This is a genomic window from Enterobacter cloacae, from assembly GCF_011078175.1.
Taxonomy (GTDB): domain Bacteria; phylum Pseudomonadota; class Gammaproteobacteria; order Enterobacterales; family Enterobacteriaceae; genus Enterobacter; species Enterobacter cloacae_Q.
In genome coordinates, this window is the sequence record NZ_JAALCJ010000002.1 from 446,222 (window position 1) to 461,560 (window position 15,339).

Annotated in this window: 13 protein-coding genes, 1 pseudogene and 1 other annotated feature; of the genes and pseudogenes, 8 read left to right on the forward strand and 6 right to left on the reverse strand. The window is 54.2% G+C overall.

Features of this window, described 5'->3' with window-relative positions; genetic code table 11:
- Nucleotides 1-26: 26 nt before the first annotated feature.
- From dnaX to G6Q29_RS06340, 3 genes are all read right to left on the reverse strand, one after another.
- Nucleotides 27-1,955, reverse strand: coding sequence for a DNA polymerase III subunit gamma/tau (gene dnaX, locus G6Q29_RS06330; protein ID WP_165464956.1), 1,929 nt, complete (start codon nt 1,953-1,955; stop codon nt 27-29).
- Nucleotides 633-697 (reverse strand) — a sequence feature (DnaX frameshifting element). Its footprint overlaps the gene before it by 65 nt.
- Nucleotides 1,956-2,043: 88 nt before the next feature.
- Complete coding sequence (gene apt, locus G6Q29_RS06335) at nt 2,044-2,595, reverse strand: adenine phosphoribosyltransferase (protein ID WP_006176947.1); 552 nt, start codon at nt 2,593-2,595, stop codon at nt 2,044-2,046.
- 151 nt (nt 2,596-2,746) lie between these two features.
- A complete protein-coding gene (locus G6Q29_RS06340) occupies nt 2,747-3,124 on the reverse strand; it encodes a DUF454 family protein (RefSeq protein ID WP_015571246.1) in 378 nt (125 codons plus the stop codon).
- A gap of 50 nt (nt 3,125-3,174) precedes the next feature.
- On the opposite strand from G6Q29_RS06340, the gene priC reads away from it, so the two are divergent.
- Together priC and rsmS are read left to right on the forward strand one after the other, a co-directional pair.
- Nucleotides 3,175-3,702 carry a primosomal replication protein N'' gene (gene priC, locus G6Q29_RS06345; RefSeq protein WP_165464957.1) on the forward strand — a complete coding sequence of 176 codons (528 nt, stop codon included), beginning with the start codon at nt 3,175-3,177 and terminating at the stop codon, nt 3,700-3,702.
- A gap of 14 nt (nt 3,703-3,716) precedes the next feature.
- Nucleotides 3,717-3,887, forward strand: coding sequence for a pleiotropic regulatory protein RsmS (rsmS, locus tag G6Q29_RS06350; protein WP_165464958.1), 171 nt, complete (start codon nt 3,717-3,719; stop codon nt 3,885-3,887).
- 41 nt (nt 3,888-3,928) lie between these two features.
- Here rsmS and mscK read toward each other — a convergent pair whose 3' ends face one another.
- On the reverse strand, nt 3,929-7,306 hold the full coding sequence (gene mscK, locus G6Q29_RS06355; RefSeq protein ID WP_165464959.1) for a mechanosensitive channel MscK: 3,378 nt from the start codon (nt 7,304-7,306) through the stop codon (nt 3,929-3,931).
- Between the two features lie 113 nt (nt 7,307-7,419).
- Nucleotides 7,420-8,073, reverse strand: a complete 654-nt coding sequence (gene acrR / locus G6Q29_RS06360) for a multidrug efflux transporter transcriptional repressor AcrR (RefSeq protein WP_165464960.1) — start codon at nt 8,071-8,073, stop codon at nt 7,420-7,422.
- A gap of 141 nt (nt 8,074-8,214) precedes the next feature.
- Here acrR and acrA point away from each other — a divergent pair, with 141 nt between their 5' ends.
- From acrA to G6Q29_RS06390, 6 genes are all read left to right on the forward strand, one after another.
- The gene (gene acrA, locus G6Q29_RS06365; RefSeq protein ID WP_047051115.1) at nt 8,215-9,408 is read left to right on the forward strand and encodes a multidrug efflux RND transporter periplasmic adaptor subunit AcrA; all 1,194 of its coding nucleotides are present in this window, start codon (nt 8,215-8,217) and stop codon (nt 9,406-9,408) included.
- Between the two features lie 22 nt (nt 9,409-9,430).
- Nucleotides 9,431-12,577, forward strand: coding sequence for a multidrug efflux RND transporter permease subunit AcrB (gene acrB / locus G6Q29_RS06370; RefSeq protein WP_165464961.1), 3,147 nt, complete (start codon nt 9,431-9,433; stop codon nt 12,575-12,577).
- A gap of 510 nt (nt 12,578-13,087) precedes the next feature.
- On the forward strand, nt 13,088-13,462 hold the full coding sequence (gene tomB, locus G6Q29_RS06375; protein WP_006809850.1) for an Hha toxicity modulator TomB: 375 nt from the start codon (nt 13,088-13,090) through the stop codon (nt 13,460-13,462).
- Nucleotides 13,463-13,489: 27 nt separating this feature from the next.
- Nucleotides 13,490-13,708 (forward strand): HHA domain-containing protein, encoded by a 219-nt coding sequence (locus G6Q29_RS06380; RefSeq protein ID WP_015571250.1) that lies wholly within the window; start codon nt 13,490-13,492, stop codon nt 13,706-13,708.
- 208 nt (nt 13,709-13,916) lie between these two features.
- A complete protein-coding gene (maa, locus tag G6Q29_RS06385; protein ID WP_165464962.1) occupies nt 13,917-14,468 on the forward strand; it encodes a maltose O-acetyltransferase in 552 nt (183 codons plus the stop codon).
- A 116-nt stretch (nt 14,469-14,584) separates the two neighbouring features.
- On the forward strand, nt 14,585-15,052 hold the full coding sequence (locus G6Q29_RS06390; RefSeq protein ID WP_165464963.1) for a YlaC family protein: 468 nt from the start codon (nt 14,585-14,587) through the stop codon (nt 15,050-15,052).
- On the opposite strand, the pseudogene G6Q29_RS21690 reads toward G6Q29_RS06390, so the two are convergent.
- Nucleotides 15,024-15,226 (reverse strand): annotated as a pseudogene (locus tag G6Q29_RS21690) (PLP-dependent aminotransferase family protein); the annotation flags it as partial. The gene G6Q29_RS06390 and the pseudogene G6Q29_RS21690 overlap by 29 nt on opposite strands.
- Nucleotides 15,227-15,339: the final 113 nt, after the last annotated feature.

Sequence of the window (15,339 nt, forward strand, 5' to 3'; positions counted from 1 at the left end):
ATTACAACCGTAAGTCAGACTCACGATCAAATGGGGCGAATACTCTCTTCATCCAGATCGGCGTCAAAGAACCGACGCAGGGTCTGGATGTTGTTATCCGCAATAATCGCCTCGCGCGCCTGCGCGAGCTTCTCTTCATAAATAGCCTGTCGCCACTCAAGCGGCGTTTTCACCGCCGGATTATCATCTTCAATGATAGTCAATTCAACCGGCACACCCTGTAATGCGGTAAGCGCCTCGGCCAGCGCCTTTTGCGCGCCAGGGGAATTGAGGTGCCGCTGACCAGGGCGCAGGTGCAGACGCACCTGATTACCGTCCTGCTCTTTCCAGGCGTTCAGCGCAACCTGCTCGACCAGCTTCGGCAGCTGGAGTTTGCTGACCTCGGCGGCCCAGGCGTCGCGCTCGATGGACTCTTCGGCGAGCTTCGCGGACAGCTCCGGCGTTTTTTCGTGCTCCAGCGCCTTTTTCAGTGCTTTTGGCGTGGCGACCACTTCCTTGACCGTCTCAACAACGGTGGTCGCCTTCCAGCGGTACGCCTCTTGTTTCGCCGGGGCTTTTTGCTCGAGCGCGGACGGTGCCGGACGCGACTGTACGCGCTCCGTTACCGAGGCCAGTCGTTCAAGCGCGGCGTTGTTCACCGGCCGCGCTCTTGCAGGCGCTGCCGGTTCACTCTTTTTTGGTTTGGTTGCTCCCTGCGCACGTTGCAACTGGCTTCGTGCGGCAAGCACCGAACTGGTGGCATCCGACAGCGGCACGTTTTGCTGCTGCGGCGGCGTCGGTTGCGGTGGCACTTGCGGCGGTGACATTACCGCGGTTGGAGCAACCGGCGCAAAGGACTGCCGGGGCGCTTCCGGCTCCGGCAATGGCATGCGCGGATGAAAGGCCAGCGCGCGGAGCAGCGTCATTTCGACACCCATCCGCCGATCCGGTGCAAACGGCAGCTCTTTGCGGCCAATCAGCAGCGTTTGATAATAAAGCTGAACATCAGCCGGCGGCACGGTGCGCGCAAGTTCACGCATCCGCTGCTCAATGGTCGCCATGTCCGCGCCAATGGCCGACGGGGACAGTTGCAGCATCGCCACGCGGTGCAGCAGGCTGAGCATCTCGACCAGCAGCGCTTCCCACTCAATGCCACGGGCGGCGGCGTCATTGACGAGCGTCATCACCCGCTCGCCGTTGGCGGCAATCATCGCTTCGATAAGCGACAGCGCCTGATCGTCATCCAGCGTGCCGAGCATGGTGCTGACCGCGTCGGTAGAGAGTTTACCCTCACCGCTGGCAATTGCCTGATCGGTCAGGCTTAGCGCATCGCGCAGGCTGCCGTCCGCCGCACGGGCCAGCAGTTGCAGCGCGCGTGGTTCGTGAGCGATCTTCTCTTCATCGAGGATATGCTCAAGCTGGGCGCGGATCTGCTCAACGTCCAACGCCTTCAGATGGAATTGCAGGCAGCGGGAGAGGATCGTGACCGGCAGCTTTTGCGGATCGGTGGTCGCCAGCAGGAATTTTACATGCGCGGGCGGCTCTTCCAGCGTTTTTAGCAGGGCGTTGAAGCTGTGACGCGACAGCATGTGCACTTCATCGATCAGATAGACCTTGAAGCGGCCGCGCGCGGGGGCGTACTGCACGTTGTCGAGCAGATCGCGGGTGTCTTCCACTTTGGTACGCGAGGCGGCGTCGATCTCAATCAGATCGACAAAACGCCCCTGCTCGATCTCCCGGCAGTTATCACACACGCCGCACGGCGTGGCGGTGATCCCGGTTTCGCAGTTCAGACCTTTCGCCAGCAAACGGGCAATAGAGGTCTTACCGACGCCGCGGGTGCCGGAGAAAAGATAGGCGTGATGGATGCGACCTAGCGACAAGCCGTTCGCCAGGGCCGTCAGCACATGTTCCTGACCGACAACGTCAGCAAAGGTTTGTGGTCGCCATTTACGGGCTAACACCTGATAACTCATGGGCAGGCTCTGCAACGCTGGAAGGTGAATTTATGGAGGGGAATGCTATCACAACCTCACCCATTGAGCGAGGTTGTGAAAATCGGGATTAATGACCCGGGAATGGCACCAGGCAGTAGCTGGTAATGCCCTGTTTTTCGAGGCGCTGTTCGCCGCCAAGATCGAACAGGTTAATGATGAAGGCCGCGTCAGTCACTTCCCCGCCCAGACGACGGATCAGCTTCACGGTCGCTTCGATGGTGCCGCCGGTTGCCAGCAGATCGTCCACCACCAGCACTTTGTCGCCCGGTTTGATCGCATCAACGTGAATTTCCAGCTGATCGGTGCCGTATTCCAGCTCATAGCTCTCAGCAATGGTTTCACGCGGCAGTTTGCGCGGCTTACGCACCGGCACAAAACCCACGCCCATCGCCAGCGCAACCGGTGCGCCAAACAGGAAGCCACGGGCTTCGGTACCTACTACTTTGGTGATCCCGGCGTTTTTATAACGCTCGACCAGCAGTTCAATGCTGAGCGCGTACGCTTTCGGGTCTTCCAGCAAGCTGGTGACATCGCGGAAAAGAATGCCAGGTTTTGGATAGTCCTGGATACTTTTGATGCTATTTTTCAGATATTCAAGCTGCTGTGCAGTTGCGGTCATCGGTTTGTGCCTAAATAAAACAGTGTTACTCACGGCGCGCGACGAGTCGGTCAAAGTAACAGTTGTTTAACCTTTGACCAGGCGCACCTGTGCTCGAAAACGGTCGAATTTACTGGCTGTGAGCCATAATTGCAACCGCCATGATGAGGCATCAGTGCTTTTGTTGCTTTTCATCAACCACGGGGATCCGCCACATAAAGATCAGCAGGCAAACCAGGATCGCCAGCAGCAGAATACGCACCCACATCATTTTCACCAGCCATAACGAAACAGCGAAGGTGATCAGGATGAAGGCAATAGCGCGCGGCTTGGCGCCGGGCGGCATGGCACGGTGTTTTTGCCAGTGTCGCAGGTAACCGCCAAACCACGAGCGATACAAGAGCCAGTGGTGAAAACGCGGCGATGAGCGGGCGAAACACCAGGCCGCCAGCAGGATGAACGGGGTGGTCGGCAGCAAGGGTAAAACCACACCCAGCGTGCCCAGCACTACCGCGAGCCAGCCAATGATGATTAAAATAGTACGCTGCATAATGCGAATCGTTATCAAACTGAACGGCTACTTTACCACTGGAGAGCGCATTGAAAACAGCACTGCTTCTTGAGAGGCTGCAAAATCAGCTGATGACTCTGCGGGCGCAGGCCATACCGCTGATGGAGCATGCCACGCTGAAACCGCGCTTTGACCGGCAGCTTTTCCGCACCCGTAGCACCGTCATTCAGGATTACCTGGCTGAGACGCAGACCAACCTCGACGAGCTTCGCCACGCGGTTGAGAGTGAACAGCAGGAACAGGTGGCGTGGCTTGCGGAGCATCTTACCGAGCAGATCACCGCCCTGCACCGGGAAATCGCCGCCTGGCCGTTGCGGGCATGGGACAGCGCCTCGCCTGGACTCGGAAAATGGCAGCGCAAGCGGCTGGAAACCCAGGAGTTTGAGCGCCGTCTGTTTGAGATGAAGCATGAGCGCGAAGCTCGCCTGAACAACAGCGAAACGCTGGAAGAGCAGCAGTTATTAATGCGTGAAATCAGCGCGCTGGAAGGCCGCATCGTTCGCTGCCGACAGGCGCTGGATGAGATTGAACGCGTCCTTGAACGCCTGACCCGTTAACAGGAGTTACACTGATGTCACTGGATAATGCCCCCGACGAGGTCAAGCTGGCCGTCGATTTAATTATGCTGCTGGAGAATCATGAGATCCAGGCGGAGACGGTGCTGAAGGCACTGGAGATTGTGCGGCGAGATTTTGAGGGAAAGGTGAAGGCCGGTTGCCCTCACCCTAGCCCTCTCCCTTGAGGGAGAGGGGACCGTCAGGTGCGGTTTGAAAGGTCTGCTTTTTACCCTCTCTCCTCTGGGGAGAGGGCAGGATAAGGGGCGGGATTTTCGTCAGCCTTAATCTCGCGCTTCACTTCCGTATGCTCGTCACCTTTCACGTTACGCAGGTGCACTTCAAGCTGGTTGAAGGCGATATTAATGTTGTTTTCACGGCACAGTCGGTCAATGGTGCGGTTCAGCTCATCAACGGTGTAGCTGCGATCGCGCAATTCGCGTACGTACAGGCGCAGCTCATGATCCAGCGTGCTTGGCCCGAAGGTGGTGAAGAATACGTCAGGCGCAGGATCGTGCATCACTTTAGGGTGTGATTTCGCGGCTGACAGCAGGACCTCTTTCACTTTATCCAGATCTGAACCGTAGGCCACCCCAAGGCGAATCACCACACGGGTAGTCGTGTCTGAAAGCGACCAGTTGATCAGGCGTTCGGTCACAAAGGCTTTGTTCGGAATGATCACCTCTTTGCGGTCGAAGTCGGTGATGGTGGTCGCACGAATACGGATCTTGCTGACGGTCCCGGAGAAGGTGCCGATGGTGACGGTATCGCCGATACGCACCGGACGCTCGAACAGGATAATCAGGCCAGAGACAAAGTTACCGAAGATCTCCTGCAACCCAAAGCCCAGACCCACCGACAACGCCGCCGCCAGCCACTGAAGTTTATCCCACGAGACGCCCAGCGAGCCGAATACCGTCATCGCCCCGACAATAATAATGACGTAGTTCAGGATAGTGGTAATGGCATACGACGCCCCCTGACGCAGGTTAAGCCTTGAGAGCACCAGCACTTCCAGCAGACCCGGCAGGTTGCGGATCAACGCCCAGGCAACCATTGACGACACCAGCGCAAAAAGCAGGCTGCCCATGGTGACGCTTTTCATTACCGCAGCGCCCGCTTCTGTACCGTTGTATTGCCAGAGGGTGATACTGTCGAGGTAGGCGAAGACGGTAATTAAATCAGACCAGATGGCCCAGAACATCACCGCAAACAGCGCGATCATCACCAGCATGGTAATACGCATCGTTTGCTGGTTAACCTGCTCCAGGGCAATGGTCGGCTCTTCCTGCGGCTCCGCCCCTTCAGCCCCCTCTTTCACCTGATGCTGCCGACGGGCAACAGCACGACGATATGCAATGCGGCGCGCCGCCACACTTAAACCACGCAGCACGGTCTGGAACAGCAGGTTCCACACAATCACCAGGTAAACCGTTTCGATCCAGCGACCTGACAGACGAAGCGTGGTATAGAAGTAACCCGTCGCCGTCAGCACCATCAGCGCCAGCGGAATGATCGCCAACACCGTTACGGTAACCAGACGAAGATTATGGGATTCTTTATCACGCCAGCTGTCGCGGCACATTGGCCACATCAGGACGGCAATCAACAGCAGGTTAAGCATAATAACCAACTGCCCCAGCACGTCATCCATCAGATGCAGTGGCGAAAGCTCGGCCACAACTGACCAGAAGTGCAGCGGCAGCAGCGCGAGGCTGATGCGCACAATCTGGCGACGCCAGTGGCTGGTAAGTTTCTCCGGCATGTTGAAGTGGCGGACGGCAACGCCATCTTTTTCCAGCACTTTCCAGCACAGGCCAAACACCAGCCAGAACAGCGCCAGCTTCTTGCTGAACGCCCACAGCAGATCGCTGATATTCAACTGCATGGTCAACAGGATTAGGCCCAGGGCGAGTATCAACAGGCAGACCGGCAGAGCACGGATCAGGTCGATCAGGATCGCTTTTGGGGTGTGCAGCTGGCTGTCGTTACGCAGTTGCCCCACTTCCGAGGCCAGCTTCGCCTGGTACTGTTTCAGCCATTTCAAACGCCAGCGAATCAACCCGGCAATCAATAACAGCGGTAATCCAGCCAGGAAGGCAATCATTACCGCAGGCCAGGCTTTCTCCCAGTTCACGGTAATTTTCATGCTTTTGATCTGGGATTTCAGCGTTTCCGGGAAAGCTTTAAACCAGTCCCAGTCCATGGGTTTGTTGCTGTTCACCCAGAAAATCTGCTGGGTCAGGATCTCCTGTAGGCTTTTAGACACGCTCACCAGCTGCTGCTGGTTGACTTGCAGATTAATCGCCATCATCAGCTGATTGCCCAGCTGCTTGTTAAGCTGATCGAGCAGTTCGCGGCGCATGTCCACCACCTGCAACAGCGCGTCGTGAACTTCAGCGTTCACTTCACCTGAATGGCCCTCTTCCACTTTGGCAACGAAGATATCGCTCTGGAATAGCGCATCACGTTGCTGGTTGACGTCAAACTGTTCAAGACGCAGATCCGCAATGCGGTTGGTCATGTCTTCCAGCTCGTCGGCGGACGGCAGCGTCTGCTGTTGCTGGTAAAGAATGCGCGACAGCAGCAGGCTGCCCTTCAGGACGGCAATCTGCTCTTTGACGTTACGCTCGGCCTGCAATGCGCGATCCAGCCAGTTTTTAACCTTGATATTTTGCTGCACCAGCGCGCTGCCGTTTTCAGTCGCCTGAATCAGACGCTCGCTCAGCTGGTGGTTAATCTCCAGCTCCTGCTTCACCAGCGGGTTGGCCTGAATACGCGCCGTTTCGTCTGGGGAGACCGCTTCCTGCGCCGTTTTTTCAGTCAGCGTCAGGCGCTTGCTGTTCACCGCTTCCTGCAACAGCTGAAGCTGATGCTCAAGCCGGTTGATATTCGCGGTCACGTAGTCACGCTGTTTTTGCAGCGCATCCTGTAGCACCGTGTTGCCTTCCAGACTCTTACGCTGCTGTTCAATCTCCGCATTCAGCAGCGTCTGCTGGATATTCAGCAGCGTTTGCTGGGTGGGGCGAAGCGCCCCTTCCCCCACGGTAATGCCATTCAGACGGTTACGTATCTGCTGAAGCTGTTGCGACGCAGAATACATGGCGTTCTGCACGCGCTCAGGCTGGGTTTGCAGCGAAACCAGCTGGCTGTTGTAGGTTGAGAGATCGGACTGCGCCGTTTGCAGATCGTCCAGCAGCTGCGCCACGCGCGACTCAAGCTGGCGCAACGACAGCGTGGCAAGCGTTTTTCGGGTTTCATCGTCATTATCGACGTCGCTGAGCGCATTCAGCGCCTCCGTAGCCTTACGCATGTTTTCCGGCGCCTGAGCGACCTTCTGCCGTAGCTGAGCCGTTTCGGCTTTGATGCGATCGATCTTGTCCAGCGTTTCCAGGGTTTCCGTCAGATCCTGCTGAACGAGTTTTTCCTGGGCGGAGAGATCTTTCTGCTTATTCAGGGTGTCAAGTTGCGACTGAACATCAGCACGCGTGGGAATGTCACTGCCGTTATCTGCACGGGCCCAGGAGAGCGGCGCGGCTGCAAAATAAAACAGCAGGATCAAAAACAGAGCCAGAACAGATTGTTGCGAGCGATTGGTGTGCAGCATAGTCGTGAATATGATGTGAGAAATGACCGGAAATAGTCGGGCGTGAAGGATATCATGCCCGGCTGAAGCAGAATAGTACGACGGAAAGCGTCGACGATTTTTCCCGTGCCCGATCAGGCAGAGCGCGGGCTATGCTTACCTTGAAGGGTCGGACAGAGCTGGCACATCTCGAGAAAAATTTCGACGTAGCTGCGCGCCTCTGACCGGAGATCGAACGACTCCGGGGCGAAAAGCCAGTTTTCCATCAGGCCGGAAATATAGCTGCGCATCAGGATCGCCGCCCGGCGGGTGAGTAATGTAGCGGGAAGCATTTTGGCCTGCATGCATTCCGTGAGGACCTGTTCGATGCGATCGTAGCTTTCCAGACACAGGTCGCGCTGCGCCTGTTGAACCACCGCCATTTCGCCAACGAACTCACATTTATGGAAGATGATTTCCATCATCAGACGGCGGCGCTCTTCAACAACTGTCGCTTCAAGGATATATACTAGAATTTCTCTTAACACTGAGAGTGGATCGTGAGGGAATTTTGCCCGATACTCACTCTCAAGGTCGCTAATGCTGGACTCTGAAAGCTCCCAGATTTCACCAAACAGATCGGACTTGTCTTTGAAATGCCAGTAAATTGCTCCCCGCGTGACGCCCGCGGCCTGAGCTATCTGTGCCAGCGAGGTTGCCGAAACACCCTGCTGTGAGAACAAACGCATCGCCACATCCAGAATGTGTTGTCGGGTTTCCAGCGCTTGTTGTTTGGTTTTTCGTGCCATACGTTGATGAATTTACAGGAGTCAGATTTACATACATTTATGAATGTATGTACCATAGCATGACGATAATATAAACGCAGCAATGGGTTTTTAGACTCAGGACCCTTGATCAATTTGAAATCGGACACTCGAGGTTTACATATGAACAAAAACAGAGGGTTAACGCCTCTGGCGGTCGTTCTGATGCTCTCAGGCAGCTTAGCGCTTACAGGATGTGACGACAAACAGGCTCAACAAGGAGCTCAGCAGGTGCCAGAAGTTGGCGTCGTGACGCTCAAATCCGAACCTCTCCAGATGACAACAGAACTACCGGGCCGCACCAGCGCCTACCGCATTGCGGAAGTGCGTCCTCAGGTGAGCGGTATCATCCTGAAACGTAACTTCACCGAAGGGGGTGATGTCAAAGCAGGTGAGTCTCTGTATCAGATTGATCCAGCAACCTATCAGGCGTCTTATGAGAGCGCAAAGGGCGATCTGGCGAAAGCCGAAGCGGCGGCCAAAATTGCGCAGCTGACGTTGAATCGTTACAAGAAGCTGCTCGGCACGCAGTACATCAGTCAACAGGATTACGATTCTGCCCTGGCCGATGCACAGCAAGCCAACGCTGCCGTCGTGGCGGCGAAAGCGGCGGTAGAAACCGCGCGTATTAACCTGGCCTACACCAAAGTGACCTCCCCTATCAGCGGTCGCATTGGTAAATCAGCCGTTACCGAAGGTGCGCTGGTGCAGAACGGCCAAACCACCGCGCTGGCCACCGTGCAGCAGCTTGACCCGATCTACGTTGACGTCACCCAGTCCAGCAACGACTTCCTGCGTCTCAAACAGGAGCTTGCCAGCGGTCAACTGAAACAGGAAAACGGTAAAGCCAAAGTGGAACTGGTTACCAACGACGGTATCAAGTTCTCACAGACCGGCACACTGGAATTTTCTGATGTGACCGTCGATCAGACCACCGGCTCTATCACCATCCGGGCCATTTTCCCGAATCCGGATAAAACCCTGCTGCCGGGGATGTTCGTACGCGCCCGTCTTGAGGAAGGGACTAACCCAAGCGCCATTCTGGTTCCGCAGCAAGGTGTGACCCGTACGCCACGTGGCGATGCGAGCGCGCTGGTTGTGGGTGCCGATAACAAAGTCGAAACACGCAATATCACTGCAACGCAGGCGATTGGCGACAAGTGGCTGGTAACGGAAGGTCTGAAAGATGGCGATCGCGTAATTATTACTGGTTTGCAAAAAGTTCGTCCTGGCGCGCAGGTCAAAGCGCAGGAAGTGAAATCTGACGATAAACAACAAGCATCGGCCGCTGGCCAGTCAGAACAAACCAAGTCTTAACTTAAACAGGAGCCGTTAAGACATGCCTAATTTCTTTATCGATCGCCCCATATTTGCGTGGGTGATCGCCATAATCATCATGCTGGCCGGGGGACTTGCGATCCTGAAGCTGCCTGTCGCGCAATACCCAACGATTGCGCCGCCGGCAGTGACGATCTCCGCAACCTACCCGGGCGCTGATGCCAAAACGGTGCAGGATACCGTTACGCAGGTTATCGAACAGAACATGAACGGTATCGATAACCTGATGTACATGTCCTCAAACAGTGACTCAACCGGTACGGTTCAGATCACCCTGACCTTTGAATCCGGTACGGATGCGGACATTGCGCAGGTTCAGGTGCAGAACAAATTGCAGCTGGCGATGCCCCTGCTGCCGCAGGAAGTACAACAGCAGGGCGTGAGCGTCGAGAAATCGTCCAGTAGCTTCCTGATGGTTGTCGGCGTGATCAACACCAACGGCACCATGACGCAGGAGGATATTTCCGACTACGTGGGCGCCAACATGAAGGACGCCATCAGCCGTACGTCTGGTGTGGGTGACGTTCAGCTGTTCGGTTCCCAGTACGCGATGCGTATCTGGATGGATCCGAATAAACTGAACAACTTCCAGCTGACGCCGGTTGACGTAATTAACGCGATTAAAGCGCAGAACGCCCAGGTTGCCGCCGGTCAGTTGGGGGGTACACCGCCGGTGAAAGGCCAGCAGCTTAACGCCTCTATCATCGCACAAACGCGTCTGACCTCTGCGGATGAGTTCAGCAAAATTCTGCTGAAGGTGAATCAGGACGGTTCGCAGGTTCGCCTGCGTGACGTGGCGAAAGTGGAGCTGGGCGGCGAGAACTACGACGTTATCGCGAAGTTCAACGGCAAACCGGCTTCCGGTCTGGGTATCAAACTGGCGACAGGCGCTAACGCCCTGGACACCGCGACGGCTATCCGTGCAGAGCTGAAGAAGATGGAACCGTTCTTCCCGTCAGGTCTGAAAATCGTTTATCCGTATGACACCACGCCATTCGTTAAAATTTCGATTCACGAAGTGGTAAAAACCCTGGTTGAGGCGATCATCCTCGTCTTCCTGGTAATGTACCTGTTCCTGCAAAACTTCCGCGCAACGCTGATCCCAACCATCGCCGTGCCGGTTGTACTGCTCGGGACCTTCGCAGTTCTGGCGATATTTGGCTACTCAATAAACACCCTGACAATGTTCGGGATGGTGCTCGCCATCGGTCTGCTGGTAGATGACGCCATCGTGGTGGTGGAAAACGTCGAGCGTGTGATGGCGGAAGAAGGCCTGCCGCCGAAGGAAGCAACCCGTAAATCGATGGGCCAGATCCAGGGCGCGCTGGTCGGTATCGCGATGGTATTGTCTGCGGTATTTATCCCGATGGCCTTCTTCGGCGGCTCTACCGGTGCGATTTATCGTCAGTTCTCCATCACCATCGTTTCAGCGATGGCGCTTTCGGTACTGGTTGCACTGATCCTGACGCCAGCCTTGTGCGCAACGATGCTGAAGCCGATTAAGAAAGGCGGCCATGGCGAGCACAAAGGATTCTTCGGCTGGTTCAACCGCATGTTTGATAAGAGCACGCACCACTACACCGACAGCGTAGGTAACATCCTGCGCAGCACCGGTCGTTACCTGCTGCTCTATATCATCATCGTGGTAGGGATGGCTTTCCTGTTCGTACGTCTGCCAAGCTCGTTCCTGCCGGATGAAGACCAGGGCGTGTTCCTGAGTATGGCTCAGCTTCCGGCAGGTGCGACGCAAGAGCGTACGCAGAAAGTGCTGGATGAGATGACCGACTACTTCCTGACCAAAGAGAAGGACAACGTTGAATCCGTGTTTGCGGTTAACGGCTTTGGCTTCGCGGGGCGTGGTCAGAACACCGGTATCGCCTTCGTTTCTCTCAAAGACTGGTCTGAACGTCCAGGGGCAGAGAACAAGGTAGAGGCGATTACTGGCCGTGCGATGGGCACCTTCTCGCAGATTAAAGACGCGATGGTCTTCGCCTTTAACCTGCCAGCGATTGTTGAACTGGGTACAGCAACCGGCTTCGACTTCCAGCTGATTGATCAGGGCGGTCTGGGCCATGAAAAACTGACTCAGGCGCGTAACCAGCTGTTTGGCGAGGTGGCAAAACACCCTGACCTGCTGGTGGGCGTACGTCCTAACGGTCTGGAAGATACGCCGCAGTATAAAATCGATATCGATCAGGAAAAAGCACAGGCGCTGGGCGTGTCCATCAGCGACATTAATACCACCCTGGGTGCGGCCTGGGGCGGTAGCTACGTTAACGACTTCATCGATCGTGGTCGCGTGAAGAAAGTGTACGTCATGTCCGAAGCGCAATACCGCATGCTGCCGAACGATATCAATAACTGGTACGTTCGCGGCAGCAATGGCCAGATGGTGCCGTTCTCCGCCTTCTCAACCTCGCGCTGGGAATACGGTTCGCCGCGTCTGGAGCGTTATAACGGCTTGCCATCCATGGAAATTCTCGGCCAGGCGGCGCCGGGTCGAAGCACCGGTGAAGCCATGAACCTGATGGAAGAGTTGGCCAGCAAACTGCCTGCGGGTATCGGCTACGACTGGACCGGCATGTCCTATCAGGAACGTTTGTCCGGTAACCAGGCCCCTGCCCTGTACGCCATTTCACTGATTGTGGTGTTCCTGTGCCTGGCGGCATTGTATGAGAGCTGGTCGATTCCGTTCTCCGTTATGCTGGTGGTTCCGCTGGGGGTTATCGGTGCGCTGCTTGCCGCAACCTTCCGTGGGCTGACCAACGACGTTTACTTCCAGGTGGGCCTGCTGACAACCATTGGCTTGTCGGCGAAGAACGCGATACTCATCGTCGAATTCGCCAAAGATCTGATGGAGAAAGAAGGAAAAGGCCTGATTGAAGCCACGCTGGAAGCGGTTCGTATGCGCCTGCGTCCAATCCTGATGACGTCCCTGGCGTTTATCCTCGGCGTTATGCCGCTGGTTATCAGTTCAGGCGCAGGCTCTGGCGCACAGAACGCGGTGGGTACCGGTGTAATGGGTGGTATGGTCACGGCGACCGTTCTCGCCATCTTCTTTGTGCCGGTGTTCTTCGTGGTGGTTCGTCGCCGCTTCAGCCGTAAAAATGAAGATGTTGAGCACAATCATTCGGTAGAACATCACTGATACCGGTTTCACATGATAAAAAGGCCGCATTTGCGGCCTTTTTCATTTTCTGAAAATTCATAAAATAGACCTATTGTCATTCTATTTATTTTCTTCTTTTTTAATAAGGCCTATCATATTTGACCGCTAACATACACCAGGAACATTGCATTCTTTTATTCTCATTTCGCGGTGTAACTTATTCGGACTATTCCTAACCATTGGAAAATATCTGAAGATGTCTGATTTCGTACTTCACATGAAACTTTGCGCTAACTCAATGAATTTTAAGGAACCAAATAAAAAACGGCTTTTTTATTGATTATCTTATTCACTGCGAAAGGTACATTTGCGTAAAGGCTCGCACAGTAGCGATTTATTTGTAATTTTTCGTAATAGCGCGATGAAATCTTGATCAGAGTGGCTTATAGTTAGAGTTATCAGGAACACAGCTCCCGTGTGGCTAAGCACGTTGAATCCATCCCGACATGATGTTCGGTGAGTAAAAAATCACTCAGAAGGGGATGCGCTATGGACGAGTACTCGCCAAAAAGGCATGATATCGCGCAGTTGAAATTTCTCTGCGAATCCTTGTACCATGACTGCCTTGCCAACCTTGAAGAAAGTAACCATGGCTGGGTAAACGATCCAACGTCTGCTATCAATTTACAGCTCAACGAGCTGATTGAGCATATCGCAACCTTCGCACTTAATTATAAAATTAAGTACAATGAAGATAATAAGTTGATAGAGCAAATTGATGAATACCTGGACGACACTTTTATGTTGTTCAGCAGCTACGGCATTAACGCACAGGATTTGCAGAAATGGCGTAAATCAGGAAACCGTCTATTTCGCTGCTTCACAAATGTCAGCAGAGCTAATCCGGTTAGTCTTTCCTGTTAAAATTATTACAATTACTAAGGTGAATTTATGTCTGATAAACCATTAACTAAAGTCGATTATTTGATGCGCCTGCGACGCTGCCAGTCAATTGACACCCTCGAACGCGTTATTGAGAAAAATAAATACGAGCTGTCTGATAATGAACTGGCGGTATTTTATTCGGCTGCCGACCATCGTCTTGCTGAACTGACCATGAATAAACTGTATGACAAGATCCCCTCCTCGGTATGGAAATTTGTTCGCTAAGCATTGAAGAGAGATAGTAAAGGCATAACGCCCATTGTTAAGCTGAGTTTACCTTTCGTATTACGCTACAAGTGCAAACGCCAGGTTCCCGTATAAAACGTATCTCTGCGCAGGAATGTTGTGACTCCCGTCACAGCCACTTTTAGGGAACGTTCCCTTTTTGGCTAATCCTCTTTACGCTACGTAAAATGATTCCAGAGAGGTTCCTATGAGTGAAGAAAAACAGAAGATGATTGCAGGTGAATATTACCGCCCTGGCGATGACACGCTGAGGGCTGACCGTTTACGCGCGCGTCACCTTATTCACCGCTATAACCATACCGCACCCGATGAGAAAGCCGAACGTCGCGCCTTGTTAGCTGAGCTGTTGGGCCAAAGTGAAGGGGCGTATATTGAACCAAGCTTCCGCTGCGATTATGGCTATAACATCTATCTGGGCAACAATTTTTACGCCAACTTCGACTGCGTAATGCTCGACGTCTGTCCTATTCATATTGGTGATAACTGCATGCTCGCGCCGGGCGTTCACATTTATACGGCCACGCATCCCCTGGATGCGACCGAGCGTAACAGTGGCCTGGAATACGGTAAACCGGTCACCATTGGTGATAATGTCTGGATCGGTGGGCGTGCAGTCATTAATCCAGGCGTGACCGTTGGCGATAATGTGGTTATCGCTTCCGGTGCGGTAGTGACCAAGGACGTGCCGGCCAATACTGTAGTGGGCGGAAATCCGGCGAAAATCATAAAAATGCTCTAAGCGCATCCTGAGTAACTGTTATGCTTTTTCCTGGCATAACTGTTACTTTCTTCGCGTAAATCCCTCTCATAAAATAGGCAGATCACCTGTATTTTCAACAATCATAAAGGCAAAAAATGACAGAGATACAGCGCCTGCTTACCGCCACCATTGACGAACTCAATTCTCGCGAAAAGCGCGACAATCGCCCGCGCTTTAGCATCAGCTTTATTCGCAAACACCCCGGTTTATTCGTCGCCATGTACGCCGCCTGGCTGGCCACACTCATCGTCATGCTGAGATCTGAAACGCTGGTCGATTCCGTCTGGCTGCTGGTTGTGCTGTTCGTGGTGTTTAACGCGTTTTTCTTTTTCGACGTTAATCCGCGTTACCGGTATGAAGATATCGACGTACTCGATTTCCGCGTGTGCTACAACGGGGAGTGGTACAACACGCGTTATGTGCCGAAGGAACTGATCGACAGCATCCTGCATTCGCCGGCTGTCGAAGCCGGGCAAAAAGAGAAGTTGAAGAAAATGGTCACCACCAAGGGCCAGCTCTCGTTCTATGATGTATTTACCCTTTCCCGCCCCACTGCTGTGTAATTAACGCCGGATACCCGGCGCAAGCTGCGAAGCAGAGGTATTGCCGTAACCTAAAACCAGCCCGGTTTGCCCCTGCTTTGTATCAAGGTCATACCCGATCAGCGCAGCGGGTGCCAGCTGAAATGCTCTCGCCTGCTCCACCAGCCGCTGGTCGTTGATACCGTCAATCGCCAGCCGGGTCTCCCTGTCCTTAACAGGGCACTCCCCTCCTCGCGCAGGACGCGATCGTACACATCGACAACTTTACTGCCGATGGCAAAAAGAAAAGTGTTCTGGAAAGCTGGCGA